23 protein-coding genes are annotated in these 23540 nt (G+C 70.3%); 10 read left to right on the plus strand and 13 right to left on the minus strand.

Annotated features, from left to right (window positions below; translation table 11 throughout):
• The first annotated feature begins 15 nt into the window (after positions 1 to 15).
• Positions 16 to 678 carry a hypothetical protein gene (locus OG496_RS36475; RefSeq protein WP_405973913.1) on the plus strand — a complete coding sequence of 221 codons (663 nt, stop codon included), beginning with the start codon at positions 16 to 18 and terminating at the stop codon, positions 676 to 678.
• A gap of 96 nt (positions 679 to 774) precedes the next feature.
• Here the strand turns inward: OG496_RS36475 and OG496_RS36480 are convergent, their stop codons facing one another.
• Genes OG496_RS36480 through OG496_RS36490 form a run of 3 tightly spaced genes read right to left on the minus strand, consistent with a single transcriptional unit; the run spans position 775 to position 3902 of the window.
• Positions 775 to 1908: an Mrp/NBP35 family ATP-binding protein gene (locus tag OG496_RS36480; RefSeq protein ID WP_366489690.1), complete on the minus strand. Its 1134-nt coding sequence runs from the start codon at positions 1906 to 1908 to the stop codon at positions 775 to 777.
• A 43-nt stretch (positions 1909 to 1951) separates the two neighbouring features.
• Positions 1952 to 2545: a DUF1003 domain-containing protein gene (locus OG496_RS36485; RefSeq protein WP_366489692.1), complete on the minus strand. Its 594-nt coding sequence runs from the start codon at positions 2543 to 2545 to the stop codon at positions 1952 to 1954.
• Positions 2535 to 3902: a magnesium transporter MgtE N-terminal domain-containing protein gene (locus OG496_RS36490; RefSeq protein WP_405973914.1), complete on the minus strand. Its 1368-nt coding sequence runs from the start codon at positions 3900 to 3902 to the stop codon at positions 2535 to 2537. The genes OG496_RS36485 and OG496_RS36490 overlap by 11 nt, the downstream gene beginning before the upstream one ends.
• A 209-nt stretch (positions 3903 to 4111) precedes the next feature.
• Here OG496_RS36490 and OG496_RS36495 point away from each other — a divergent pair, with 209 nt between their 5' ends.
• Positions 4112 to 4831, plus strand: a complete 720-nt coding sequence (locus OG496_RS36495; protein WP_405973915.1) for a hypothetical protein — start codon at positions 4112 to 4114, stop codon at positions 4829 to 4831.
• Between the two features lie 16 nt (positions 4832 to 4847).
• Here OG496_RS36495 and OG496_RS36500 read toward each other — a convergent pair whose 3' ends face one another.
• Positions 4848 to 5363 (minus strand): hypothetical protein, encoded by a 516-nt coding sequence (locus OG496_RS36500; protein ID WP_405973916.1) that lies wholly within the window; start codon positions 5361 to 5363, stop codon positions 4848 to 4850.
• A gap of 23 nt (positions 5364 to 5386) precedes the next feature.
• Positions 5387 to 6505, minus strand: coding sequence for a magnesium and cobalt transport protein CorA (locus tag OG496_RS36505; protein WP_366489698.1), 1119 nt, complete (start codon positions 6503 to 6505; stop codon positions 5387 to 5389).
• Between the two features lie 520 nt (positions 6506 to 7025).
• Here OG496_RS36505 and OG496_RS36510 point away from each other — a divergent pair.
• Entirely contained in the window at positions 7026 to 7622 is a 597-nt protein-coding gene (locus OG496_RS36510; RefSeq protein WP_405973917.1) for a suppressor of fused domain protein, read from the plus strand.
• A 54-nt stretch (positions 7623 to 7676) separates the two neighbouring features.
• Here OG496_RS36510 and OG496_RS36515 read toward each other — a convergent pair whose 3' ends face one another.
• The gene (locus OG496_RS36515; protein ID WP_405973918.1) at positions 7677 to 8915 is read right to left on the minus strand and encodes an MFS transporter; all 1239 of its coding nucleotides are present in this window, start codon (positions 8913 to 8915) and stop codon (positions 7677 to 7679) included.
• Positions 8916 to 9062: 147 nt separating this feature from the next.
• On the opposite strand from OG496_RS36515, the gene OG496_RS36520 reads away from it, so the two are divergent.
• From OG496_RS36520 to OG496_RS36530, 3 genes are all read left to right on the plus strand, one after another.
• Positions 9063 to 9704 carry a DUF6758 family protein gene (locus OG496_RS36520; RefSeq protein WP_365305197.1) on the plus strand — a complete coding sequence of 214 codons (642 nt, stop codon included), beginning with the start codon at positions 9063 to 9065 and terminating at the stop codon, positions 9702 to 9704.
• 196 nt (positions 9705 to 9900) lie between these two features.
• Entirely contained in the window at positions 9901 to 10758 is an 858-nt protein-coding gene (locus OG496_RS36525) for a PHP domain-containing protein (protein ID WP_405973919.1), read from the plus strand.
• Between the two features lie 63 nt (positions 10759 to 10821).
• Positions 10822 to 11427: a MarC family protein gene (locus tag OG496_RS36530; RefSeq protein WP_043674666.1), complete on the plus strand. Its 606-nt coding sequence runs from the start codon at positions 10822 to 10824 to the stop codon at positions 11425 to 11427.
• A gap of 143 nt (positions 11428 to 11570) precedes the next feature.
• Here the strand turns inward: OG496_RS36530 and OG496_RS36535 are convergent, their stop codons facing one another.
• The gene (locus tag OG496_RS36535; RefSeq protein WP_019058373.1) at positions 11571 to 11723 is read right to left on the minus strand and encodes a hypothetical protein; all 153 of its coding nucleotides are present in this window, start codon (positions 11721 to 11723) and stop codon (positions 11571 to 11573) included.
• Positions 11724 to 11919: 196 nt separating this feature from the next.
• Here OG496_RS36535 and OG496_RS36540 point away from each other — a divergent pair, with 196 nt between their 5' ends.
• Positions 11920 to 12813: an NYN domain-containing protein gene (locus tag OG496_RS36540; protein WP_366489705.1), complete on the plus strand. Its 894-nt coding sequence runs from the start codon at positions 11920 to 11922 to the stop codon at positions 12811 to 12813.
• 4 nt (positions 12814 to 12817) lie between these two features.
• On the opposite strand, the gene OG496_RS36545 is transcribed toward OG496_RS36540, so the two are convergent.
• Positions 12818 to 13696, minus strand: coding sequence for an alpha/beta fold hydrolase (locus tag OG496_RS36545; RefSeq protein WP_405973920.1), 879 nt, complete (start codon positions 13694 to 13696; stop codon positions 12818 to 12820).
• 128 nt (positions 13697 to 13824) lie between these two features.
• Positions 13825 to 16479 carry a DEAD/DEAH box helicase gene (locus OG496_RS36550; RefSeq protein WP_405973921.1) on the minus strand — a complete coding sequence of 885 codons (2655 nt, stop codon included), beginning with the start codon at positions 16477 to 16479 and terminating at the stop codon, positions 13825 to 13827.
• A 480-nt stretch (positions 16480 to 16959) separates the two neighbouring features.
• Here OG496_RS36550 and OG496_RS36555 point away from each other — a divergent pair, with 480 nt between their 5' ends.
• A complete protein-coding gene (locus OG496_RS36555; RefSeq protein WP_033282009.1) occupies positions 16960 to 17697 on the plus strand; it encodes a ferritin-like fold-containing protein in 738 nt (245 codons plus the stop codon).
• Positions 17698 to 17718: 21 nt separating this feature from the next.
• Here the strand turns inward: OG496_RS36555 and OG496_RS36560 are convergent, their stop codons facing one another.
• The 4 genes from OG496_RS36560 to OG496_RS36575 all read right to left on the minus strand — a co-directional run bounded on the left by OG496_RS36560 (position 17719) and on the right by OG496_RS36575 (position 19630).
• Positions 17719 to 17988 carry a hypothetical protein gene (locus OG496_RS36560; protein WP_366490386.1) on the minus strand — a complete coding sequence of 90 codons (270 nt, stop codon included), beginning with the start codon at positions 17986 to 17988 and terminating at the stop codon, positions 17719 to 17721.
• A gap of 168 nt (positions 17989 to 18156) precedes the next feature.
• Positions 18157 to 18384 (minus strand): DUF3107 domain-containing protein, encoded by a 228-nt coding sequence (locus OG496_RS36565; protein WP_019072095.1) that lies wholly within the window; start codon positions 18382 to 18384, stop codon positions 18157 to 18159.
• A 176-nt stretch (positions 18385 to 18560) separates the two neighbouring features.
• Positions 18561 to 19205, minus strand: a complete 645-nt coding sequence (locus OG496_RS36570) for a TetR/AcrR family transcriptional regulator (RefSeq protein WP_366489710.1) — start codon at positions 19203 to 19205, stop codon at positions 18561 to 18563.
• Between the two features lie 236 nt (positions 19206 to 19441).
• Positions 19442 to 19630 carry a hypothetical protein gene (locus tag OG496_RS36575; RefSeq protein WP_405973922.1) on the minus strand — a complete coding sequence of 63 codons (189 nt, stop codon included), beginning with the start codon at positions 19628 to 19630 and terminating at the stop codon, positions 19442 to 19444.
• Between the two features lie 209 nt (positions 19631 to 19839).
• On the opposite strand from OG496_RS36575, the gene OG496_RS36580 reads away from it, so the two are divergent.
• Entirely contained in the window at positions 19840 to 21057 is a 1218-nt protein-coding gene (locus tag OG496_RS36580; RefSeq protein ID WP_366489712.1) for an alpha/beta hydrolase, read from the plus strand.
• A 918-nt stretch (positions 21058 to 21975) separates the two neighbouring features.
• Entirely contained in the window at positions 21976 to 23529 is a 1554-nt protein-coding gene (locus tag OG496_RS36585; protein WP_405973923.1) for a DUF3152 domain-containing protein, read from the plus strand.
• Positions 23530 to 23540: the final 11 nt, after the last annotated feature.

Raw genomic sequence — 23540 nt, forward strand, 5'->3', positions numbered from 1 at the left:
GGAGGCGTCCGGAGCATGGAGACGACGAGTCGGGTAGGCGCGCAGGCGCCGGCCGCGGAGGGCGGACAACAACTCCCCTCCGCCCGGCGCACGGTCGACGGCTACCTGCTGGCGCCCTTCCCGTGGTACGGCCTCGACGAGGCCTTCACGGGACCGCGCTGGCTGATGCAGGTGGGCATGGCGGCGGACGGAGCCGTCGAGCACGGTTCGATCGGGCACGGCGACGAGCCCTCCGTACGCAACGAAGGCACGGAGGACAAGGAGAAGTTCGCGGTCGTCGTCACCGTCGCGGGCAACCCCGCCCGGCGCACCGCCGACGGCACCGGCCTCCTGGAGGCCACCTCGGTCTCCTCGGCGGCCTGGCTCGCCGGTGTGGGGCTGCTGTCCTTCACCTGGCCCGGCCAGATGGACCACACCCTGCGCGACGACTGGCTGGAGCAGCAGACGGAGACGGCCTGGGTCCTGGCCGACGACCTCGCCGGCGACGACTGGTCCACCCTGTCCCTCCCCGTGGACGGCGTGCCGACGCCCTTCCACTACCGCGAGTCCGAGTTCGGCTGGGTGCTGGCCGGGTCGACTCAGGAGGGCGTGCACGTGGGGGCGTACGGCAGGGGCATGAGCGCGTACGGGCTCGGCTTCGCCATGATCAAGGACATCGCTGTCTACGCAGCCCAGTAGCGGCTACGACGATGGGGGCGCCGTCTCACCGGACGGCGCCCCCATCGTCGTAGAGAAGTCCCTGTAGGACCTCGTAAGAAGATGCCTGGAACGTGCCTAGAACTTGTTCCTCGGGGTGATCCCCAGCGACATGCCCGAGAGGCCTCGCTGCCGGCCGCCCAGCTTGCCCGCGATCGCGCGCAGTGCCGCGCCCGCCGGGGAGTCCGGGTCCGTCAGGACGACCGGTTTGCCCTCGTCGCCGCCCTCGCGGAGGCGGACGTCGATCGGGATGGAGCCGAGGACGGGGACGCTGGCGCCCGTCGTGCGCGTGAGGCCGTCCGCCACCGACTGGCCGCCGCCCGTGCCGAAGACGTCGACCATCTCGCCGCAGTGCGGGCACGGCAGGCCCGCCATGTTCTCGACGACGCCGACGATCTTCTGGTGGGTCTGTACGGCGATGGAGCCGGCCCGCTCGGCGACCTCGGCCGCCGCCTGCTGAGGGGTCGTCACGACCAGGATCTCGGCGTTCGGGACGAGTTGGGCGACGGAGATCGCGATGTCGCCCGTGCCCGGGGGGAGGTCGAGGAGCAGGACGTCCAGGTCGCCCCAGTACACGTCCGCCAGGAACTGCTGGAGCGCGCGGTGCAGCATCGGGCCGCGCCACACCACCGGCGCGTTGCCCGGCGTGAACATGCCGATGGAGATGACCTTCACGCCGTGTGCCGACGGCGGCATGATCATGTTCTCGACCTGCGTGGGACGGCCGTCGGCGCCCAGCATGCGCGGGACGCTGTGGCCGTAGATGTCGGCGTCGACGACACCGACCTTCAGGCCGTCGGCGGCCATCGCGGCCGCGAGGTTCACCGTCACCGAGGACTTGCCGACGCCGCCCTTGCCGGAGGCGACCGCGTACACGCGCGTGAGGGAGCCGGGCTGCGCGAAGGGGACCTCGCGCTCGGTCTTGCCACCGCGCAGGGCGGTCGCGAGTTCCTTGCGCTGCTCGTCGCTCATCACGTCGAGGGTCACGTCGACACCGGTGACGCCCTCGACCCCCAGGACCGCGTCCGTCACGCGCTGCGTGATCGTCTCGCGCATGGGGCAGCCGGAGACCGTCAGGTACACGGTGACCGCGACCGCTCCGTCCGCACCGATCTCCACCGACTTGACCATCCCCAACTCGGTGATGGGTCGGTTGATCTCGGGGTCGTTCACCGTCGACAGCGCTTCACGCACCGCGTCTTCCGTAGCCATAGGGTCGATGGTACGGCGCCGCGCGGGGCCCCCGGTAAGCCCGTCACCGGTCGTCTACGTCACGTCCGTGCGACCGTTCCGCCGGGAATACGACGTGTTTGCGGTGGCCGTTCTCCCGTTCATCGAGCTCTTTCACCAGATCCTGGAGCTCGGAGCGGATCCAGTCCCGGGTCGCCACCTCGCCGAGGCCGATGCGCAGGGCGGCGATCTCGCGGGTGAGGTACTCGGTGTCGGCGATCGACCGCTCGTTCTGCTTGCGGTCCTGCTCCAGGTTGACCTTGTCGCGGTCGTCCTGCCGGTTCTGCGCGAGCAGGATCAGCGGGGCCGCGTAGGAGGCCTGGAGCGACAGCATCAGCGTCAGGAAGATGAACGGGTAGTTGTCGAACCGCACGTCCCGCGGCGCGAAGATGTTCCACAGCACCCAGGCGATGATGACGACCGTCATCCAGACGATGAACCGCCCGGTGCCCAGGAACCGCGCGATCCGCTCCGACAGCCGCCCGAAGGCCTCCGGGTCGTACTCGGGCAGGAACCGGCGCCGGGGCGGACGCGGCTGGTCGAGCCGGGCCCGGGTCCGGGTGGTGGCGGTCGCGCCCGCCGGGGTCCGCTCGCGCGTGGACTCGCGCTCAGGAGTCATGAGCCGCCACCTCCTCCGCCTCTGTCGAAGCGTCTGCCGTTGTCTCTTCCGATGCCTCTGCCTCGTTCTCGCGGTCGCCCTCGTTCTCGCCCTCGCCCTCGTCGAGGTGGAACTCGGTCTCCCGCCAGTCCTCCGGCAGCATGTGGTCCAGCACGTCGTCCACGGTCACCGCCCCGAGCAGCGACCCGGTCTCGTCGACCACGGGCGCCGCGACCATGTCGTACGTCGCGAAGAACCCGGCGATGAGCTGCAGCGTCGCGTCCGGGTCGAGCGGCTGCAGGTCGTCGTCGATGATCGCGCTGACCAGGGTGTACGGCGGGTCGCGCAGCAGCCGCTGGAAGTGGACCGTGCCGAGGTACTTGCCGGTCGGGGTGTCGTCGGGCGGGCGGCAGACGTAGACCTGGGCGGCGAGCGCGGGGGAGAGGTCGGCGCTGCGGACCCGGGCCAGCGCGTCGGCGACGGTCGCGTCGGGCCGTAGGACGATCGGCTCGGTCGTCATGAGGCCGCCCGCTGTGTGCTCCTCGTACGACATGAGGCGGCGGACGTCGGCTGCCTCGGAGGGCTGCATCAGGTTGAGCAGGCGCTCCTTGTCGTCCTCGGGGAGTTCGGAGAGGAGGTCGGCCGCGTCGTCCGGGTCCATGGCCTCCAGGACGTCGGCCGCGCGCTCCTCCTTCAGCTTGCCGAGGATCTCGATCTGGTCGTCCTCGGGGAGTTCTTCGAGGACGTCGGCGAGGCGGTCGTCGTCGAGGGCGGCGGCGACCTCGGCGCGGCGCTTGGGGGAGAGATGGTGCAGGACGTTGGCGAGGTCGGCGGGGCGCAGCTGCTCGAAGGTGGCCAGGAGGCTCTCCGCGCCCTGTCCCTGCTCCTCAAGGGAGAAACCGGTGACGCTGGACCAGTCCACGGTCAGCGTCTCGCCCTTGGCCCTTCTGAAGGCTCCGCCGGTCCTGCCCTTGCGGACGAAGATCCGGTCGATCTCCCAGTCCCGGCGGGCCGGCAGGTGCTGCACCGACAGGTCGAGGACGGTGACCTCCTCGTCGGTCTCGACGAGGGTGACGCGCCGGTCCAGGAGTTCGCCGAACACCAGCCGCTCGGTGGGCCGTTGCTCGAAACGGCGGACGTTCAGCACGCCGGTCGTGATGACCTGGCCGGACTCGATGCCGGTGATCCGGGTCATCGGGAGGAAGATGCGGCGCCGGGTGGAGAGTTCGACGACGAGGCCGAGCAGCCGAGGGGGCCGCCGGCCGACGCGGAGCATGGCGACGAGGTCGCGGACGCGGCCCACCTGGTCGCCGTTCGGGTCGAAGACGGCGACACCGGAGAGGTGCGACACGAAGACTCGGGGAGCGCCGGCTGCCATGGCCGCACCTCCTTCTTTCTTTTCTGGTCCGCCGATGGATTCTGTGGTTTCCGGATCTTCCGAAATGCCTGCTCGGACGGGCTTCAGGCTAGCCCGTCCCTATGTGATCCGCGCTGGTGGGCGGTCCGGACGGACTGGCTCCGCCGGTGCCTCGCGGCCCCGGTACGCTGCCGTACGCCATCGCCCCCCGCACGGAAGGCAACCCACCTGTGACTGCGATTCCCCAGGTCCGAAACCGTCGTGCGGCGCTGCTCGGCGCGGTCTGTGTCCTGGCCCTGACGGGGTGCGGCGGCGGGGACCCGGACGCGGGGACCAACGGGGTCGGCAAGCTGGCCGCCGACAAGATCCAGTCCAGGTCCGTGACGGCCGCGGGTGCCGCCGACGCGGTACGGCTGTCGGGGACCGTCGTCACCAGCGGGCGGACGTACACGCTCGACATGCGGCTGAAGTCCGACGGCGGCAGCGGGTCGGTCACCTCGAAGGGGTCGACCTTCGGGCTGCTGCGGATCGGCGAGCAGCTGTACCTGAAGGCCGACGCGGACTTCTGGAACAGCAACGGGGACTCGGGCGCCGGCGACTCGCTGCACGGCAAGTACGTGAAGGTGCCGCAGGGGGACCCCTCGTACAAGAAGTTCAGTGGTTTCACGGACAAGGACGTCCTCCTCTCCAGTCTGCTGACCCTGCACGGTTCGCTCGCGACGGACGGGCACCACGCGCAGAACGGTGTCCGGACGATCCGCATCACCGGCGACGACGGCTCCGGCGGCACCCTCGACGTGTCCCTGGAGGGCAAGCCGTATCCGCTCCGGCTGGTCCGTGCGGGCGGCGCGGGCACCCTGACCTTCTCGGACTGGGGCAGGAGCTTCACGGTGAAGGAACCGGCGGACGACGACACTGTCGACTACGGCAAGCAACTGCCGTCTTCTTAGCGTTAGTTGACGGCAGTTACCGGCGTTTGCGTTTCTTCAGGAGCAGGCGCGGCAACCCGGCCGGCATCGGCTGACGGGTCGTCGCCGGAGTCGGCAGCGGGGGCTCGGCCAGCGAATCCTCCGGCAGGCCGGCCGTCGCTCCCGTCGGTTCCAGGCGCAGCACCCGGCACTCGCGCGCCCAACGGGCCGTCATCGCCTCGCCGTCGGGGGCGTTGAGGCGCTTGCCCTTCAGCTCGGCGACGGCCGCCGTCCAGGCCTCGGAGTCCGGGGCCAGTTCCACGACCTTCGCCGTCCAGGTGACCAGCCGGCCGCCCTTGTCCTTGCTGCGGACCGTGACCTCGGCGGGGCCGCCGTCGGCCAGTCCCGGCAGCGGCTGTTCGCCCGGTCCGTCGCCGATCAGGCAGGCCGCGCCCTCGTGCCAGACGTGCCACAGGGCGCGGGCCGGGACGCCCGGACCGTTGACCCAGACGAGGCCGGACTTCTTCGTGGCCTCCTCGACGAGGGCCTGGTCGAGCAGCTCGCTGCTAGTCATGGCGCTCAGCCTATCCAGGCCGCTCACAGCCAGCCGTTGCGCTTCAGCGTGCGGTGGATCGCCAGACAGACCGTCACCGTGAAGGCGAGCACCGCCGGATACCCGTACCGCGCGTGCAGCTCCGGCATGTGCTCGAAGTTCATGCCGTACACGCCCGTCACCATCGTCGGTACGGCGATGATCGCGGCCCATGCGGTGATCTTCCGCATGTCCTCGTTCTGGGCGACGGACGCCTGTGCGAGGTTGGCCTGGAGGATCGAGTTGAGCAGCTCGTCGAAGCCGATGACCTGCTCGTGGACCCGGGCGAGGTGGTCGGCGACATCGCGGAAGTACTTCTGGATGTCCGGGTCGATCAGCCGCATCGGCCGCTCGCTCAGCAGCTGCATGGGACGCAGCAGTGGCGACACCGCGCGCTTGAACTCCAGTACCTCGCGCTTGAGTTGGTAGATCCGCGCCGAGTCGACACCGCGCGAGACCCCGCCCTTGCGGCCCGGCGTGAACACCTCGGTCTCGACCTCGTCGATGTCGTCCTGCACCGCGTCCGCGACCGCGACATAGCCGTCGACGACGTGGTCGGCGATCGAGTGCAGCACCGCCGAGGGACCGCGCGCGAGCAGCTCGGGGTCGTCCTGCAGCCGGTGCCGCAGCGCACGCAGCGAGCCCTGGCCGCCGTGCCGGACGGTGATGAAGAAGTCCCGCCCGGTGAAGCACATGACCTCGCCGGTCTCGACTACCTCGCTGTTGGCGGTGAGTTGGTCGTGCTCGACGTAGTGGATGGTCTTGAAGACGGTGAAGAGGGAGTCGTCGTAGCGCTCCAGCTTGGGGCGCTGGTGGGCCTGTACGGCGTCCTCGACGGCGAGCGGGTGGAGTCCGAACTCCCGGGCGATGACGGCGAATTCGGCCTCGGTCGGCTCGTGCAGGCCGATCCACACGAAGCCGCCGTCACGGCGCACCAGACGCATCGCCTCGTGCGGGGTGAGCGGCTTGCCGATGTCGACGCGGGCACCGTCGCGGTAGACGGCGCAGTCGACGACGGCCGAGGGGGTGCCGGGGTCGCGGGTCGTGTCGTACGCGCCGCCGTCCTTGCGCAGGGAGGGACGGGACGGGCGGACCACGGCACGCAGGTCGCGGATCATCGACATGGCGGGCTCCTTCGCGTCGAGCAACGAAAGGCGCCGGCGGACGGTTGGAACTGCCCGGAATGGGGACGTCCTGGGTACGGATGTTTGGCACGTCCACAAAGCGGGGAGCACCGCACCGTCGCGGTGGCGAACTTCGCTACTGATACAGGCACTGACTTCGGAACAGACAGATCGGTCGGATCGAACACACCGGACAGATCAGGCAGATCAGGAAAAAGAAACGAAGTGCTCTTCCGCGACAGTGAAGAAGTGCGAGAGGCGGCGGCAGCCGGCTGGAGGCTAGAAGCAGAGCCAGAGCGACGACATCAGCGGCCGGAAGAGCGGGTGGTACTGCCAGGCCGACTTCGGTCCATTGCAGCCCCACCTCCTCCGGCCGGTCCCCCGTGGGGGAGTGTCGACGGCGTCGGGACTTGATCGCGACGCTTCTGCGTGCTGCCCCGAACGACCGGCCAAGACTATCAGCCGACTGAACTGTCAAGGCGCTGCTTTGCCCGGTACTGACGAGTTCTATGCTCGCCGCATGGTTGATGTTCTTGCTCTGGTCGAGGCACGGTTGCGTACCGCGCTGGGCGATCCGGACGCCCGCGCCGCGGTCACCTTCCTCGGCACGGACCGCGTCGAGGTCCTGCGTTTCCCGGGCGACAACCAGGACGGGACCGTCGTCCGCTACGCCACCCTCGGCATGTCAGCGCAGCCGATGAGCGACCCCGCGGCGATGCTCGCCGACCCGGTCGCGGGCCCGCGCGCCGAGCTGGTCCTCTCCGTCCGCGGCGGCCTCGCGGACACCGACAAGGTGCTACGACCCCTTGCCGTCCTCGCCGCGTCCCCGCAGGTCGAGGGCGTGATCGTGGCCCCCGGCGCCTCGCTCGACGTGGGCGAACCGCTGTGGCCCGGCGCCCCGTTCACCTCGGTGCTGGTCGCCGAGCCGGGCGGGCTGGTCGAGGACCTGGAACTCGACGAGCCCCTCGATCCGGTGCGCTTCCTGCCGCTGCTCCCCATGACCCCGAACGAGGCCGCCTGGAAACGCGTCCACGGCGCCCAGGCCCTCCAGGAACGCTGGCTGACGAACGGGACGGACCTCCGGGATCCCTCCCGCAGGTCCGTCCCGCTCGACTGACCTCCCGACCGGCCGCGCGCGTGACCGATGTCACCAACGCCCGGCCGGAATCCGTCAGTTGGCGAACACCGCGAGACCGTCCTCCACCGCGTGCTGCGGCTCCAGCTCCTCGGCATCGTGCGTGAGCGCGTTCCGTCGTACGAGGACCACCAGCGCGCCCAGCGCCGCGGTGACGGCCGCGACCACGAACGGGATGTGGATGTTGCTCCACCCCTCGATCTTCGGGGCGAAGAACGGCGCGGCAGCGGCGGCGAACCAGCGGACGAAGTTGTAGCCCGCGCTCGCCACCGGGCGCGGCGCGTCCGACACACCCAGGGCCAGCTCGGTGTAGACGGTGTTGTTCACGCCGATGAAGGCGCCGGACAGGATCGTGCAGACGACGGCGGTGGTGTGGCTGCCGTAGCCGAGGACCAGGACGTCGACGGCGAGGAGCACCAGCGATCCGCCGAGCACCTTCAGGGAGCCGAACCGGGCCTGCAGGCGCGGAGCGACGAAGACCGAGAAGACGGCGAGCAGGACGCCCCAGGCGAAGAACACGGCACCGGACTTGTACGGGGTCATGTTCAGCACGAACGGGGTGAAGGCCAGCACGGTGAAGAACGTGTAGTTGTAGAAGAAGGACGAGACGGCTGCGGAGGCGAGACCGCCGTGGCCGAGGGCCTTGAGCGGGTCGAGCAGTGAGGTCTTCTGTGCGGGCTTCGGCTGTTCCTTCAGGAACACCGTGATGCACAGGAAGCCGATCGCCATCAGGAACGCGGTGCCGAAGAAGGGGTAGCGCCAGCTCTGGTTGCCCAGCAGGGCACCGACCAGCGGGCCGCAGGCCATGCCGAGGCCCAGGGCGGACTCGTAGAGCAGGATCGCGGCGGCGCTGCCGCCGGCCGCCGCGCCGACGATGACGGCGAGGGCCGTGGACACGAAGAGCGCGTTGCCGAGGCCCCAGCCGGCCCGGAAGCCGACGAGTTCGCCGACCGAGCCCGAGGTGCCGGCGAGGCCCGCGAAGACCACGACGAGGGCGAGGCCGAGCAGCAGGGTCTTCTTGCCGCCGATCCGGCTGGAGACGAAGCCGGTCACCAGCATCGCGACGGCGGTGATCAGGAAGTACGAGGTGAAGAGCAGGGAGACCTGGCTCGCCGTGGCGTCGAGGCCCTTGGCGATCGACGGCAGGATCGGGTCGACGAGTCCGATGCCCATGAAGGCGACGACCGAGGCGCCGGCGGTGGCCCAGACCGCCTTGGGCTGCCGAAGGATGCTGCCCGTGCCGGTGTCGGCTCCCTTGTCGAAGGGGTCGTCCATGCTTCCTCCCAAGTAGTTGGTATATGCACATAGTAAGTTAGGCAAGGTAATAAATGCAAGCTGCATCTAGTTTCGTTCCGTGAGTGGCCCGGCCGGACGGGTGATCGTCCTTGACGTGCGCGGGTGAGGGTAGGACCGTGGGGCCCTATGAGGGGCGAACCCAGTTGCCCGAAGTGTGGTGGCCGGGTCAGGGCTCCCGGACTCTTCGCCGATTCCTGGCAGTGCGATCTCCACGGGACGGTGCATCCGCTGCAGCCCGTGATCCCGCCCAGCGTCGAGGCGCTCAGTGTCGTGGTGCACCGGACGAAGGTGCCGGTGTGGATGCCGTGGCCGTTGCCGGTCGGATGGCTGTTCACCGGCGTGGCCTGTGCGGGGGACGACCGCAGTGGGGGACGGGCTACGGCCGTGGCCTGTTCCGGGCCGGGCCCCCTCGGGGGGATCGGGGAGTTGATCCTTGTCGCCGAGGAGCTGGGGGTCGGGCTCGGGGCGCGGTATGCGGGGATCGACGGTCCGGATCCCGGGCCTTACATGAACGTGGAGAAGCCTCCTCAGGCGAAGTTGCTTGCCGCGGGGCGGCCTACGCCGTTGTGGCATGTTTCTACGGCGCCGGATGACCGGGCCGTTTTCGCCGGCGAGGCGTTGGGGTTGTGGCTGTGGGCTGTGGTGTGGCCTGAGCAGTCGGGGTTGTTGATGTACGACGAGCTGGTGTTGACCGATTTGCGGGATGCGGGGGCCGAGGTTGATCTCGTGCCGTGTGGGGCGCTTTCGCCGCGGTTGATCGAGCCGTAGCGCCTCAGGGGTGGCTCGGTCTGTCGTGGGGTGGGTGCGGTGCCGTTGTAGCTGGTCGCGCCCGGGCGGCGGAGCCGCACATCGACACAGCCCGCGTCCCTTGAGGGCAAGATCCCTGGGGCGTTCATAGGGGCCCCTGGGATGCCGTTACCCTTGAGTGGTCCCTTTTTGTACTGTCGCCGTTTGGAGCTTGCGCGTGCGTATCGATCTGCACACCCACTCCACGGCCTCCGACGGTACGGACACGCCCGCTGAGCTGGTGCGGAATGCCGGCGCCGCCGGTCTGGACGTTGTCGCGCTGACCGATCACGACACCAGTCGTGGGTATGCCGAGGCGATCGACGCGTTGCCCTCGGGGCTCACGCTTGTCACCGGGGCCGAGATGTCCTGTCGGATCGACGGGGTGTCCATGCACATGCTGGCCTACCTGTTCGACCCGGAGGAGCCTGCTCTGCTCGCCGAGCGGGAGCTGGTTCGGGACGACCGGGTGCCTCGGGCCCGGGCCATGGTGGGGCGGCTTCAGGAGCTGGGGGTGCCGGTCACCTGGGAACAGGTTGCCCGGATCGCCGGCGAAGGGTCTGTCGGGCGGCCTCATGTGGCCACCGCGCTCGTCGAGTTGGGTGTCGTGCCCACGGTGAACGACGCGTTCACCGTGGAGTGGCTGGCCGACGGCGGGCGCGCTCATGTCGCCAAGCACGAGACCGACCCCTTTGAGGCGATCCGGCTGGTGAAGGCCGCGGGTGGCGTGACCGTGTTCGCGCACCCTGGCGCCAGTAAGCGCGGGCATACCGTGCCTGAGGCCGCCATCGCCGAGATGGCTGCCGCCGGGCTCGACGGTATCGAGGTCGAGCACATGGATCACGATGCCGAGACTCGGGTGCGGTTGCGGGGGCTCGCGAAGGAGCTCGGGCTGCTGGCCACCGGGTCCAGTGACTACCACGGGAGCCGCAAGAGCGTGCAGCTCGGGGAGTACACGACCGATCCCGAGGTGTACGGCGAGATCACGCGGCGCGCCACCGGGGCGTTCCCGGTGCCGGGGACCGGCGGAGCCTGAACTCGTTCGACCACTCCGTACGTCTCTCTCCGCTCATCTCTCTGCAAGGCTCGTGGCTCACCCATGTTCGACGTCGCCGTCTTCGGCTCCCTCTTCCTGACCCTTTTTGTCATCATGGATCCCCCTGGGATCACCCCGATCTTCCTCGCGCTGACCTCGGGACGACCGTCCAAGGTGCAGAAGCGCATGGCCTTCCAGGCCGTGTGTGTCGCGGGCGGTGTCATCACCGTCTTCGGGCTGCTCGGGCATCAGATCCTCGACTACCTGCATGTCTCCGTGCCCGCGCTGATGATCGCGGGCGGGCTGCTGCTCCTGCTCATCGCGCTCGACCTGCTCACCGGCAAGACCGACGAGCCCAAGCAGACCAAGGACGTCAACGTCGCCCTCGTACCGCTGGGCATGCCGCTGCTCGCCGGACCCGGTGCGATCGTGTCCGTCATCCTCGCCGTGCAGAAGGCCGACAGTGTGGCCACGCAGGTGTCGGTGTGGACGGCGATCCTCGCCATCCATGTCGTGCTGTGGGTGGTGATGCGGTACTCGCTGCTGATCATCCGGGTCATCAAGGACGGCGGGGTCGTCCTCGTCACCCGGCTCGCCGGGATGATGCTGTCCGCCATCGCCGTGCAGCAGATCATCAACGGGATCACCCAGGTGATCCGGGCGAGCTGAGCGGGGCCGGAAACGCGGAAACCCCGCACGGCGTCGGTGCCGTGCGGGGCTCTGAAGTGTGGTCGCGATCCGCGTGAGGGTCGCGGGCTCTGTCGTAGGTATTACGTCGTCAGTGTTACGTCGTAGGTATTGCGCGGCCTGTGTTACGAGGCCTTGGTCTCGGCGGGGCGGATCCACAGGCGCTGTCCTATGGCGGCAGCCTGTTGCACGATCCGATTGACGGAGGCGGCGTCCACGACGGTGCTGTCCACGGTGGTGCCGTCGACCTCGTCAAGACGCATGATTTCGAAGCGCATGGGCTTCTCCCTTCGTCTGGTCATCCTCCTGAGGAGAACTACTTGGTTACGTATGTAGTCAACGGGATGCGTGTTACAAACATTCCCTACGCTAAGGAAATTTTTCGCACGCCTAATTACTGACCGGTAAGAGATCGACGCGAGACTGACCGGGACCGGTTGTGTTCGCAGCGTGACCGCCGGGACAATGGAGCCGATGAACGACGACCTCGCGGCCCTCAGCGCCCGCCTCGACCGCACGAACGAGCTGCTGCAGCGCATGCTCGCCGAAGTGGCGAAGACGCCCTCGACGCATGCGATCTTCGTCGACGCCGGGTATTTGTATGCAGCCGCGGGCCGGCTCGTCTCCGGGACCGAGGACCGACGCACCTTCGACCTCGACACCGAGGGCCTCATCGAGGCGCTCATCGACAAGGCCCGCACGATCTTCGCGGACAGCCGGCTGCTGCGCGTCTACTGGTACGACGGCGCCCGGCGCCGCATCCACACCTCCGAGCAGCAGTCCATCGCCGAACTCCCGGACGTCAAGGTGCGGTTGGGCAATCTGAACGCCAACAACCAGCAGAAGGGCGTCGATTCACTCATCCGCTCCGACCTGGAGTCCCTCGCCCGGCACCGCGCCATCAGCGACGCGGCCCTCATCGGCGGCGACGAGGACCTGGTCTCGGCGGTCGAGGCGGCCCAAGGGTACGGCGCCCGCGTCCACTTGTGGGGAATCGAGGCCCCGGAGGGCCGTAACCAGGCGGAGCCGCTCCTCTGGGAGGTCGACAGCCAGCGCACCTTCGACCTCGACTTCTTCAAGCCGTACGTCTCCCGGCGCGCGTCCGCCGTCTACGAGGCCGCCGCCACCCGGCCCACCCGTGACGACGTCCGCTTCGTGGGCGCGCAGATCGCGGCGAAGTGGCTCGCGGCGCGGGGGAGGGAAGCGCTGGTCGAGCTGCTGCCCGGGCATCCGTATCTGCCGGGGTCCGTCGACCAGGACCTGCTGGTCGAGGCGGAAGGGCTGCTGCAGTACTCCCTGCGCGGGCAGGCCGATCTGCGGCGGGCGCTGCGGGACGGGTTCTGGGAGCACCTGCAGACGCAGTACTGATCCCTTAGGGGGTGGTGGCGTCCCAGAAGTCGGCGATGGCCTTGGCCGTCGCGGCCGGCTGGTCCGTGTTCGGTGAGTGCTCGGCCCGCGCGATGACCGTCCGGCGCGCCTTCAGTCGTACGGCCATGTCGTCGAGGAGCGGTACCGGCCAGGTGTCGTCGCGCGAGCCCGACAGGACGTGGACGGGGAGGGGGACTGCGGCGAGTTCGGCCACCCGGTCCGGCTCCACGCACAACTGGCGTCCCGCGGCGAGGAGTTGAGCCGGCTTGGTGCCCAGCCAGCGGCGGCGCAGGTCGGCCCGGTCGTCGAGCTCCTCGTCCAGCCCACCGCCGGTCTCGGTCTCCTCCGGTGCCTCCATCGCCTGGATCGCGTCCCACACCTCGGGCATCGACATCACGGCGAGCGCGTCCCGCAACAGCTTCACGCGCTGCTGCTGGGAGGCCGAGATCTCCGCCGGCCCCGACGCCATCAGCGTCAGCGACACGAACGGCGTGGGGTCGAGCAGCACGGCGGCCCGCGCGACGTGGCCGCCGAAGGAGTGCCCGAGCAGGTGCACCGGCGCGCCCACGGTCTCGGCCAGCGCGAGCACGTCCCGCGCCAACTCGTCCTGGGCGTAAGGGGATTCGTCGTCCGCCGGCCCGTCCGTCTCGTACTGACCCCGCCCGTCCACGGCCACGGTCCGGTATCCGCGCGCCCCGAACGCCTCGTGCAAGGGGTTGAAGTCCTCCTTGCTCCCGGTGAACCCCGGCAGCAACAGGGCGACTCCCTTGGCCTCGACACCGTCGCCGACAGGCGAGTCCACGACGGCGAACTCACCGCGAGCGGTCTGCAGGGTGTACGCGCGAGCGCCGGGGGGCGGGGTGAAGGAGGGCGGCTTGCTCATGGGGTGAGGTTAACCGGCGAGGCTGGGCGGGATGGGGACGGGAGGGTGTAACCGGGTTAACGGGCTGGTGGAACGCCGATGGCCCGGCCCACATGAAGTGGGCCGGGCCATCGGCGTTACTGAGCTGGTCAGGCCTCGGTGGCCTCAACTGCCGCCGTCGCCGCGGTCTTGCGCGGACGGCGCACCCTCGGCTTCGCCTCGGGCGCCTCCGCCGTCTCCACGGCGACCGGAGCCTCGGCGGCCTTCCGGGTCGTACGCCGACGCGGCTTGACCTCCGCCTCCTCGGCCACCTGGGCCGGGATCTCGGCGGTGGCGGCCGTCTTGCGGGCCCGACGGGGCTTGGCTTCGACAGCCTCGGCCGTGTCGACAGCGGCAACCGCTGCCTTACGGGTCCGACGCGGCTTGGCGTCCACGACCTCCGCCGGTGCCTCTACGGCAACAGCGGCGGCCGTCTTACGGGCCCGACGCGGCTTGCTCTCGACAGCCTCGACCGTGTCCACGGCGGCCTCGGCGGCAACCGCGGCCTTGCGAGTGCGGCGCGGCTTGGCCTCGACGACCTCCGCCGGTGCCTCTACGGCAACGGCGGCGGCCGTCTTGCGGGTACGGCGCGGCTTCGCCTCGACGGCCTCGGCGGTGTCCACGGCGACGACCTCGGCCGGAGCCGCGGTCTTCCGGGTCCGCCGCGGCTTGGTCTCCGCCACGATCGGCGTCTCCACGGCCTCCACCACCGGCTCCGCGACCTTGCGGGTACGGCGCCGGGGCGCGGCCGCTACGGCGTCGCCCTGCTCCTCGACCACCTGCGCGGGGATGTCGGCGACGGCCTTGCGGGTCGCGGTACGGCGACGCGGCTTGGTCTCCTCGACGGCCTCGACCGTGTCGACGACCTCGACCGCCTCGACCGGAGCCGTGGTCTTCCGCGCCCGGGTCCGACGCGGCTTGGCCTCGACGGCCTCGGCCGTGTCGACCGCGGCCACGGCGGCGGGTTCGGTGACAGCGGGGGTTGCGACCTCGACCGGCTCCGCGGCCTGTACGGCCTTACGGGTCCGGCGACGCGGCTTGGTCTCCTCGACCGGAGTCTCGGCGACGGGGGCCTCGGCCACCGGGGTCACCACCGCGGTCTCGACCGCGGGCTCCGCCGACTTCCGCGTACGCCGACGGCGTGACGTCGTCGGGGTGTCCAGGGTCGAACCCTCAGCCGTGGCTACGGCGTTCTCCGCGACCTCGGACACGGGTGTGACGGGCGTTGAGGTGACCGCCGTGGCCGGCAGCTGCTCTCCCGTCGCTCCGTTGCGGTTGCGGCGACGGCGGCGCGGCGTGCGGGTCGCGGTGTCCTCGGAGGCGGCCACCGCGGTCTCCTCCGGAGTGGACGACGTCACGGCCGTAGCCGCCGAAGTCCCTTCCATCGGGGCGCCGTTGCGGGTCCGACGGCGGCGGCGCGGGGTGCGTGCCGCGCGCTCGGTGTCGGTGGAACGGGACTCGTCGCGGCTGTCGCGGCTGTTGTCGCGGCCGCCCCTGCCGGCGTCACGACCGCTGTCACGGCCACCTCGGCCGCCATCGCGACCGCCCCGGCCACGCGGGCCGCCGCGGCCGCCGGTCTCGCCGAGGTCCTCGACCTCCTCCGCGGCCAGCCCGGCGCGCGTGCGCTCCGAGCGGGGCAGGACACCCTTGGTGCCCGCGGGGATGTTCATCTCCTCGAAGAAGTGCGGGGACGTGGAGTACGTCTCCGGCGGGTTCGGGAAGCCCAGGTCCAGCGCCTTGTTGATGAGCTGCCAGCGCGGGATGTCGTCCCAGTCGACGAGGGTGACCGCGATGCCCTTGGCACCCGCGCGGCCGGTGCGGCCGATGCGGTGCAGGTAGGTCTTCTCGTCCTCGGGGGACTGGTAGTTGATGACGTGCGTGACGCCCTCGACGTCGATACCGCGGGCGGCGACGTCGGTGCAGACGAGCACGTCGACCTTGCCGTTGCGGAACGCGCGCAGCGCCTGCTCACGGGCGCCCTGGCCGAGGTCGCCGTGGACCGCGCCGGAGGCGAAGCCGCGCTGCTGGAGCTGGTCGGCGAGGTCGGCCGCCGTGCGCTTCGTACGGCAGAAGACCATGACCGGGCCCCGGCCCTCGGCCTGCAGGATGCGGGCGACGAGCTCGGGCTTGTCCATGTTGTGCGCGCGGTAGATGAACTGCTTGGTGTTCGCGACCGTCGCGCCCTCGTCGTCCGGCGAGGTGGCGCGGATGTGCGTGGGCTGCGTCATGTAGCGGCGCGCGAGACCGATGACGGCGCCCGGCATGGTCGCCGAGAACAGCATCGTCTGACGGCGGGCCGGCAGGAAGTTGATGATCTTCTCGACGTCGGGCAGGAAGCCCAGGTCGAGCATCTCGTCGGCCTCGTCCAGGACGAGCGACTTGATGTGCTTGAGGTCGAGCTTCTTCTGGCCCGCGAGGTCCAGCAGTCGGCCCGGGGTGCCGACGATGACGTCGACGCCCTTGCGGAGCGCCTCGACCTGCGGCTCGTAGGCCCGGCCGCCGTAGATGGCGAGGACGCGCACGTTGCGCACCTTGCCTGCGGTCAGGAGGTCGTTGGTGACCTGGGTGCACAGCTCGCGCGTGGGGACCACGACGAGTGCCTGCGGGGCGTCGGTCAGCTGCTCGGGCTTGGCCCGGCCTGCCTCGACGTCGGCGGGGACGGTCACGCGCTCCAGGAGCGGGAGGCCGAAGCCCAGCGTCTTGCCGGTGCCGGTCTTGGCCTGGCCGATGACGTCCGTGCCGGAAAGGGCTACGGGAAGCGTCATCTCCTGGATCGGGAAGGGGGAGACGATACCGACGGCCTCAAGGGCCTCAGCGGTCTCGGGAAGGATTCCGAGCTCTCGGAAAGTAGTCAGGGTGCTGCCTCTTCTGTGTGCGCGGTGCGAGGCGAGCGCGGGGGTCGTGTCAGGACCGTGCCGGGGACGTCGGCTGCCTTACGGACAACCCGTGAGGGCAAGCCGTACTGCACGGGACCACTGCCGACGCTCTAGCGCTCGAACCGCTGAGGGTCCCCCTCCGAACGACGTACGCACTGTCACGTACGGGCGAGGAGGGCTGTCGGGTCGGAGCCGATCGGGCCACCGACCGGGCATCCTCATTCGTGCGGCCCGGCGAATACTCGGCGGGCGCATTACCACCATACCCCGGAATCACGCACATGCGTTGGCCGATTTGGTCACGTAGTCGTCGTCACACTGATTGACCAGGGACTTCCGCCGTGCTGTGAGCGGGCTATTGTGCGCTTCATGACGACCGCTGACAACGCCTCCGACGCGCCCGCCGAACCCACCGGAGTCGCCGCCCAGGACTGGGCCACGGCCTCCGTCGACCCGCAGTACCGCAACGCGGTCGTGGACCTGCTCGGCGCCCTCGCGTACGGCGAGCTGGCGGCCTTCGAGCGGCTCGCGGAGGACGCCAAGCTGGCGCCGACGCTCGCGGACAAGGCGGAGCTGGCGAAGATGGCGTCGGCCGAGTTCCACCACTTCGAGCAGCTCAGGGACCGGCTCACCGAGATCGGGGCCGAGCCGACCGACGCGATGCAGCCGTTCGTCGCCGCCCTCGACGGCTTCCACAAGCAGACGGCGCCCTCGGACTGGCTGGAAGGCCTCGTCAAGGCGTACGTCGGCGACTCGATCGCCAGCGACTTCTACCGCGAGGTCGCCGCCCGCCTCGACAAGGACTCCCGCCTGCTGGTGCTCGGCGTTCTCGACGACACCGGGCACGCCAGTTTCGCCGTGGAGAAGGTACGCGCGGCGATCGACGCTGACCCGCGCGTGGGCGGCCGACTCGCCCTGTGGGCACGGCGGTTGATGGGTGAGGCGCTGTCGCAGTCCCAGCGGGTTGTCGCCGACCGGGACGCGCTGTCGACGATGCTCGTGGGTGGCGTGGCGGACGGCTTCGACCTCGCGGAGGTGGGCCGGATGTTCTCCCGGATCACGGAGGCGCACACCAAGCGGATGGCGGCCCTGGGGCTCGCCGCCTAAGCGTCACCGGGGCCAGTACGGCTAGGCGGGGGCGGATCGTCCCCGGAGCCGTCGCGAGGGTCGAAGGAGCAGCGAGAGCGACGCCGCCGAGACGACCGCCGCGCCGAGCAGGCTCACCAGGCCGCTGCCGGGGCCCAGCGCGCTGTGGGTGACGAAGTCACCGAAAAGGGCTCCGGCGACGCCCGTGGAGAACACCAGGGGGCGGGTCGGCAGACGGTGTGCGAGCCGGTGCGTGGCGGCCCACGCGAGCAGCAGGCCGAGCACAGCGGAGCCGAGCGCTTCCAGGATCATCACGGGGGTCCCTCCCACGGCCGGCGTCGTTGTGCGGTCGTAGCCGGTCATACCCGTGACCTGCGGAATGCAATCCTCCCCTGTGGGTGACTTGTGCTCCATCTGTGGTGGAAACGCGAGGGGGCCCGGTGACCTCCACGGTCACCGGGCCCCCTCGTCCGTTCGCGACTACAGCGCGCCGAAGCCCACCTTGCGCGGGGCCGCCTCGCCGAGCTCGACATAGGCGAGCCGGTCGGCGGGGACGAGGACCTTGCGGCCGTGCTCGTCCACGAGGCTCAGCAGCGGAGCCTTCCCGGTCAGCGCCTCGGCCACGGCCTGCTCGACCTCCTCGGCGCTCTGACCGGTCTCCAGAACGATCTCGCGAGGCGTGTGCAGCACGCCGATCTTGACCTCCACGGCTATGTCCCTCCGACGGTCAGCAAAGTGCGCGATCTTCCGCGCCGTACGCAGCACACATTAGCCCGGCGAAGGGACGTAGATGTTCCGCGCCGGAACGCCAAGAGCGAACAGCCCACGGGAACAAACGGCCGCCCATGGCCCGCGCGGCTGCCCGTGGTGTTGTTCGTCGGCGGTCAGTGGTGCTGTTCGTTGCCGTGCAGCGGGAAACCGGCGATGCCGCGCCATGCCAGCGAGGCCAGCAGCTGGACCGCCTGGTCGCGCGGGACGCTGCGGTCGCTGTGCAGCCAGGAGCGGGCGACGACCTGGGCGAGACCGCCCAGACCCGAGGCCAGCAGCATCGACTCGGCCCGGGAGAGGCCGGTGTCCTCGGCGATGACGTCGCAGATCGCCTCGGCGCACTCGTTCGTCACCTTGTCGACGCGCTCGCGCACGGCGGGCTCGTTCGTCAGGTCCGACTCGAAGACCAGCCGGAAGGCGCCGCCGTCGTCCTCGACGTAGGCGAAGTACGCGTCCATGGTCGCCCGGACGCGCTGCTTGTTGTCCGACGTCGACGCGAGCGCGGTGCGCACCGCCTGGATCAGCGACTCGCAGTGCTGGTCGAGGAGGGCGAGGTAGAGGTCGAGCTTGCCGGGGAAGTGCTGGTAGAGCACCGGCTTGCTGACGCCGGCGCGCTCGGCGATGTCGTCCATCGCGGCCGCGTGGTAGCCCTGCGCGACGAAGACCTCCTGGGCGGCGCCCAGCAGTTGGTTCCGTCGGGCACGGCGCGGCAGGCGGGTGCCCCGCGGGCGCGCCGCCTCTGTCTGCTCGATGGCTGTCACGCCGCCTCCCAAATGTCGTCCTCATGCGGTGAGCGCCGCGCCGCCATCGTACTTTTCGGTAACCGTGGTGTGCGCGGTGCGAGCGCAGAATTTCACGTACCGGACGATGGTGAAAGCCGTGCGAATGCCCCTAGAAGGGGATGTAGAGGTCGCGGGCGGTCGGAGGTAAGCGGCTTCTTCTTACTGAAGGGGCCCGGTCCACCTGTTGATCCGCCTACTGAAGGGGCCGGTCGGTGTCACCGGTAGTCGTCTTCGTCGAGGGAGACGACGCGGGCCTGTTCGACGACGTCGGCCTCGTTGGCCTTGCTCGGGTCGACATCGGTCGGTTGTTCGTCGGCGGTGGTGTCGTCCTCGGGGGCTTCGACGTCGTACGGGGTGTCGCTCTCGTCCTCGAACGTCTCTGGATCGCTGGGGTCGACGGTCATGGCGGGCTCCCTTCCTGGTACGTCGTGCGCCCTATGTCGTCCGTCGTGCGCTTGTCGATACGGGTGCCCTGTCTACGAGCCTAGGAGACACCGGGCAGGGGTGCCATGGCTGACGCCGTAGGGCTGTCGTGGGTCTGTCCTAGGGCAGGCGCAGGGCTTGTGACGGCGAACACATGAGCCACTGCGTGATCGTCTCGTAACATTGCCGCATGTCTTCGACAGAGCTGCCCTCCGTGTCGGCCGCCAGTGTGCTCCCCAAGGTGGCGCCCGTCAGGGTCGGCGAGGGGGAGCGGCTCAGGTCGGTCGGGCTGCCGGGGATCACCCTGACGGTGCGGTCGAGAGCGGCGGTGCGCGAAGGACTGCCGCCCGCGCTGTACGTCCACGGGCTGGGCGGTTCCTCGCAGAACTGGTCGCAGCTCATGGCCGAGCTCGACGGCCTGGTCGACAGCGAGGCCCTCGACCTGCCGGGCTTCGGCGACTCCCCGCCACCGGACGACGGCGACTACTCCGTCACGGGGCACGCGCGCGCGGTCATCCGTTACCTCGACGCGGCCGGGCGCGGCCCGGTGCACCTCTTCGGCAACTCGCTGGGCGGCGCGATCACGACCCGCGTGGCCGCGGTGCGCCCGGACCTCGTCCGCACGCTCACGCTGATCTCGCCGGCCCTGCCGGAGATCCGCGTCCAGCGCTCGGCGTTGCCGACGGCGCTGCTCGGCGTGCCGGGGATCGCGTCCCTGTTCACCCGCATCAGCAGGGAGTGGACAGCCGAACAGCGTGTCCGCGGCGTCCTCGGCCTCTGCTACGGCGATCCCGGCAACGTGACACCGGAGGCGTTCCGCTACGCGGTCGAGGAGCTGGAGCGACGGCTCCAACTGCCGTACTTCTGGGACGCGATGGCCCGTTCCTCCCGGGGCATCGTGAACGCGTACACCCTGGGCGGCCAACACGGCCTCTGGCGCCAGGCCGAACGCGTCCTCGCCCCCACCCTCCTCGTCTACGGCGGCCGCGACCAACTGGTCGGCTACCGCATGGCCCAGCGCGCGGCCCGCACCTTCCGCGACTCCCGCCTGCTGTCCCTGCCGGACGCGGGGCACGTCGCGATGATGGAGTACCCGGAGACGGTGGCTGCGGCGTTCCGTGAACTTCTCGCGGATGCAGGGGAGTTGAGGGAGTTGGGAGAGTTCGGCGAGGTGGGGGAGTCGGCGGGAGCCGGTGCCGGCAGCGCTGCGGACACCGGTGCCGTGCGGGGACGCCGTGCTGTTGAAGCGGATGGTTTCGGCCGAGGTGGCGGGGGCGGTGCGCGGGGGTCCCGGGGCGGCGGTTCGGTGAGTACGGTGAGTGATGCCGGCGGTGCGGGAGCGGGCGCGGGGTCCGGATCCGGTGCCGGGGGCGATGGCAAGGCCGACGATACGAACGCGGGGAGCTGAGGGGGCGACGTGGGACGCCATAGTCGCCGTAGGTCCCCTGCGAAGGGTGACTCCGCGGACGTGGGCACAGGGGCGGGGAAGGGCGGAACGGGCGCGCAGGGCGCGTCCGGGGACGCTCAGGGAACGCCGGGGACGCCGCCGGGGACTCGGGGGTCTCAGCGGGGGCAGGGGAGCCGGTCTGGTTCTCCTGGTTCCGGGCCCGGGGTGCCACCTGGCCAACAGCGGTCTTCGGCGGGCGGGAACCCGGGATACGGGGCGTCGAACCTCCCGGACGGGACACCGGCTCGGGGCATACCGGGGCCGGGGCTGACCGACGGCACGCCTGCGCGGGGAGTTCCGCGGGCTCAGGGGGCGCCACCTGCTCAATCTGCTCAGAGGGGGCCGCGTCTTCAGGACGGGACTCCGGCTCATGGCGTGCCGGGTTTCGCGGGTGCGAGCCCGGCTCACGGTGTGCCTGGTTTCGCGGGTGGGACTCCGGCTCATGGCGTGCCGCGTTTCCAAGGGTCGCCGTCCGAGCAGGGTGAGCCGCGTTTCGCGGAGGGGACTCCTGCTCATGGGGTGCCGCGTTTCCAGGGGCAGCCGCCTGCTCAAGGCGGCCGGGGTCCTCAGGACGGGACCCCGGCTCACGGCGTGCCGCGTGTCCAAGGGTCGCCGCCCGAGCAGGGCGCGCCGCGTTTCGCGGACGGGACCCCCGCTCACGGAGTGCCGCGTTATCAGGGCCAGCCGTCGGCTCAAGGTGGGCCGCGTCCCCTGGAGGGGACACCCGGTCGCGGAGTGCCGCTTTACCAGGGGCAGCCGCCCGTTCAAGGCGGGCCGCGTCCTCCTGATGGGACCCCGGCTCACGGGTCGCCGCGTTTCTTCGGCGGTGGTCCTGAGGCTGGCGGGCCGCGGCTCCCTGATGGCACTCCCGCGCGCGGGGTGCCGCGTTTGCCGGACGGCTGGTCGGCGCAGGGTGCGCCGCGTTCCGTTGACGGCACTCCGGGGCACGGTGTTCCCCGGCTTCCGGACGGCACTCCGGCCCATGGGTTTGCCCGGTTGGCCGATGGCACTCCGGCTCATGGTTTTCCGAGGCTGCCGGATGGCACACCGGCTCGCGGTGTTCCTCGCGCGCCGGACGGCACCCCCGTGCAGGGCACTCCCCGTTTTCCCGACGGCACTCCGGCCCACGGGTTTCCGAGGCTGGCCGATGGCACTCCCGCGCGCGGTGTCCCTCATGTGCCCGACGGCACCTCACGCGTGCGTGCCGGTCATCCCGAGCAGCCTGAATCCGGGGGCGCCTGGGGTGAGTTGAGGGGGCGGAGCGGTGTGGGACCCGGTGGGCCGCGTGGGCCGCTCGGCGCTTCTCAAGCTCCGCCCGGCGCACCCGGTACCCCCGGCATGCCTCACACCCCCGTCGCCGGTACGCCCTCCGGTTCTGGCCCGGGGCTGCCCATCCCGCGGCAGCGCCAGGCTCCTCAAGCCGGTTCCCGGCGAGGTGGGCAGGCCGGTCGTAGTCCACGGCAGGATTACGTCGACGCCTTCGAAGCGGATGCGGACGACGACGTCTTCGCGCCCCGGACCGGCGTCGCGACGCACCCCTCCGACCCGTACGGCGCCGTCACCACCTGGACCCCCGAGAGCGACGCCGACGACGAGCCCCCTGCCGGCCTCGACTCCGCGCCCGGGGCCGCCAAGGGCCGTAAGGGACGGACGTACACAGGTATCGCGGCCGCCGCCGTCACCACCGTGCTGGCCGTCATCGTCGCCGGGCAGGTCGCCAAGGACGGCGATGGCGACGGGGCGCGGTCGCAGGCGGCGACCGATCGGGCCAGGGACGCCAGAGAGACGGCCTCGCCGGAGGTCGGTCCGTCCGGTACGCCGCGCCTGGTGGCCCTGACGTACGCCCAGAAGATGGCCAAGAAGTACCCGCTCAGCGCCAAGCTCAAGGGGCCGGACAAGTTCGACGCGGTGCCCGGGGTCGACAAGGTGCCCGGCAAGGGGCGCAAGTACACGTACCGCGTGGATGTCGAGCAGGGGCTCGGGCTCGACGGGACGCTCTTCGCGCAGGCCGTGCAGAAGACGCTGAACGACAAGCGGAGTTGGGCCCACAACGGCGCCCGTACCTTCGAGCGCATCTACACGGGCAAACCGGACTTCGTGATCACCCTTGCCAGTCCTGGTACCACCGCCACGTGGTGCGCCAAGTCGGGGCTCGACACCACCGAGGACAACGTGTCGTGCGACTCGGCGGCCACCGAACGTGTGTTGATCAATGCGTATCGATGGGCGCAGGGGTCGTCAACATATGGGGACAAGATGTACGCGTATCGACAGATGTTGATCAACCATGAAGTCGGTCATCGTCTCGGCTACGGGCACGTCACCTGCGACAAGGACGGCGAGTTGGCGCCGGTCATGCAGCAGCAGACCAAGTTCCTCGATCACGACGGGATCCACTGCCTCGCGAACCCCTGGCCGTACCCGGGCAGTTGACGGGCGACGCT

The organism is Streptomyces sp. NBC_00988 (assembly GCF_045162645.1).
GTDB lineage: Bacteria > Actinomycetota > Actinomycetes > Streptomycetales > Streptomycetaceae > Streptomyces.

Excerpts from the sequence above, each read along its gene's own strand:
- OG496_RS36475 (WP_405973913.1), top strand. The coding sequence starts at position 16 with ATGGAGACGACGAGTCGGGTAGGCGCGCAGGCGCCGGCCGCGGAGGGC.
- OG496_RS36480 (WP_366489690.1), bottom strand. The coding sequence starts at position 1,908 with ATGGCTACGGAAGACGCGGTGCGTGAAGCGCTGTCGACGGTGAACGAC.
- OG496_RS36485 (WP_366489692.1), bottom strand. The coding sequence starts at position 2,545 with ATGACTCCTGAGCGCGAGTCCACGCGCGAGCGGACCCCGGCGGGCGCG.
- OG496_RS36490 (WP_405973914.1), bottom strand. The coding sequence starts at position 3,902 with ATGGCAGCCGGCGCTCCCCGAGTCTTCGTGTCGCACCTCTCCGGTGTC.
- OG496_RS36500 (WP_405973916.1), bottom strand. The coding sequence starts at position 5,363 with ATGACTAGCAGCGAGCTGCTCGACCAGGCCCTCGTCGAGGAGGCCACG.
- OG496_RS36505 (WP_366489698.1), bottom strand. The coding sequence starts at position 6,505 with ATGTCGATGATCCGCGACCTGCGTGCCGTGGTCCGCCCGTCCCGTCCC.
- OG496_RS36510 (WP_405973917.1), top strand. The coding sequence starts at position 7,026 with ATGGTTGATGTTCTTGCTCTGGTCGAGGCACGGTTGCGTACCGCGCTG.
- OG496_RS36515 (WP_405973918.1), bottom strand. The coding sequence starts at position 8,915 with ATGGACGACCCCTTCGACAAGGGAGCCGACACCGGCACGGGCAGCATC.
- OG496_RS36520 (WP_365305197.1), top strand. The coding sequence starts at position 9,063 with ATGAGGGGCGAACCCAGTTGCCCGAAGTGTGGTGGCCGGGTCAGGGCT.
- OG496_RS36530 (WP_043674666.1), top strand. The coding sequence starts at position 10,822 with ATGTTCGACGTCGCCGTCTTCGGCTCCCTCTTCCTGACCCTTTTTGTC.
- OG496_RS36535 (WP_019058373.1), bottom strand. The coding sequence starts at position 11,723 with ATGCGCTTCGAAATCATGCGTCTTGACGAGGTCGACGGCACCACCGTG.
- OG496_RS36540 (WP_366489705.1), top strand. The coding sequence starts at position 11,920 with ATGAACGACGACCTCGCGGCCCTCAGCGCCCGCCTCGACCGCACGAAC.
- OG496_RS36545 (WP_405973920.1), bottom strand. The coding sequence starts at position 13,696 with ATGAGCAAGCCGCCCTCCTTCACCCCGCCCCCCGGCGCTCGCGCGTAC.
- OG496_RS36550 (WP_405973921.1), bottom strand. The coding sequence starts at position 16,479 with ATGACGCTTCCCGTAGCCCTTTCCGGCACGGACGTCATCGGCCAGGCC.
- OG496_RS36555 (WP_033282009.1), top strand. The coding sequence starts at position 16,960 with ATGACGACCGCTGACAACGCCTCCGACGCGCCCGCCGAACCCACCGGA.
- OG496_RS36560 (WP_366490386.1), bottom strand. The coding sequence starts at position 17,988 with ATGATCCTGGAAGCGCTCGGCTCCGCTGTGCTCGGCCTGCTGCTCGCG.
- OG496_RS36575 (WP_405973922.1), bottom strand. The coding sequence starts at position 19,630 with ATGACCGTCGACCCCAGCGATCCAGAGACGTTCGAGGACGAGAGCGAC.
- OG496_RS36580 (WP_366489712.1), top strand. The coding sequence starts at position 19,840 with ATGTCTTCGACAGAGCTGCCCTCCGTGTCGGCCGCCAGTGTGCTCCCC.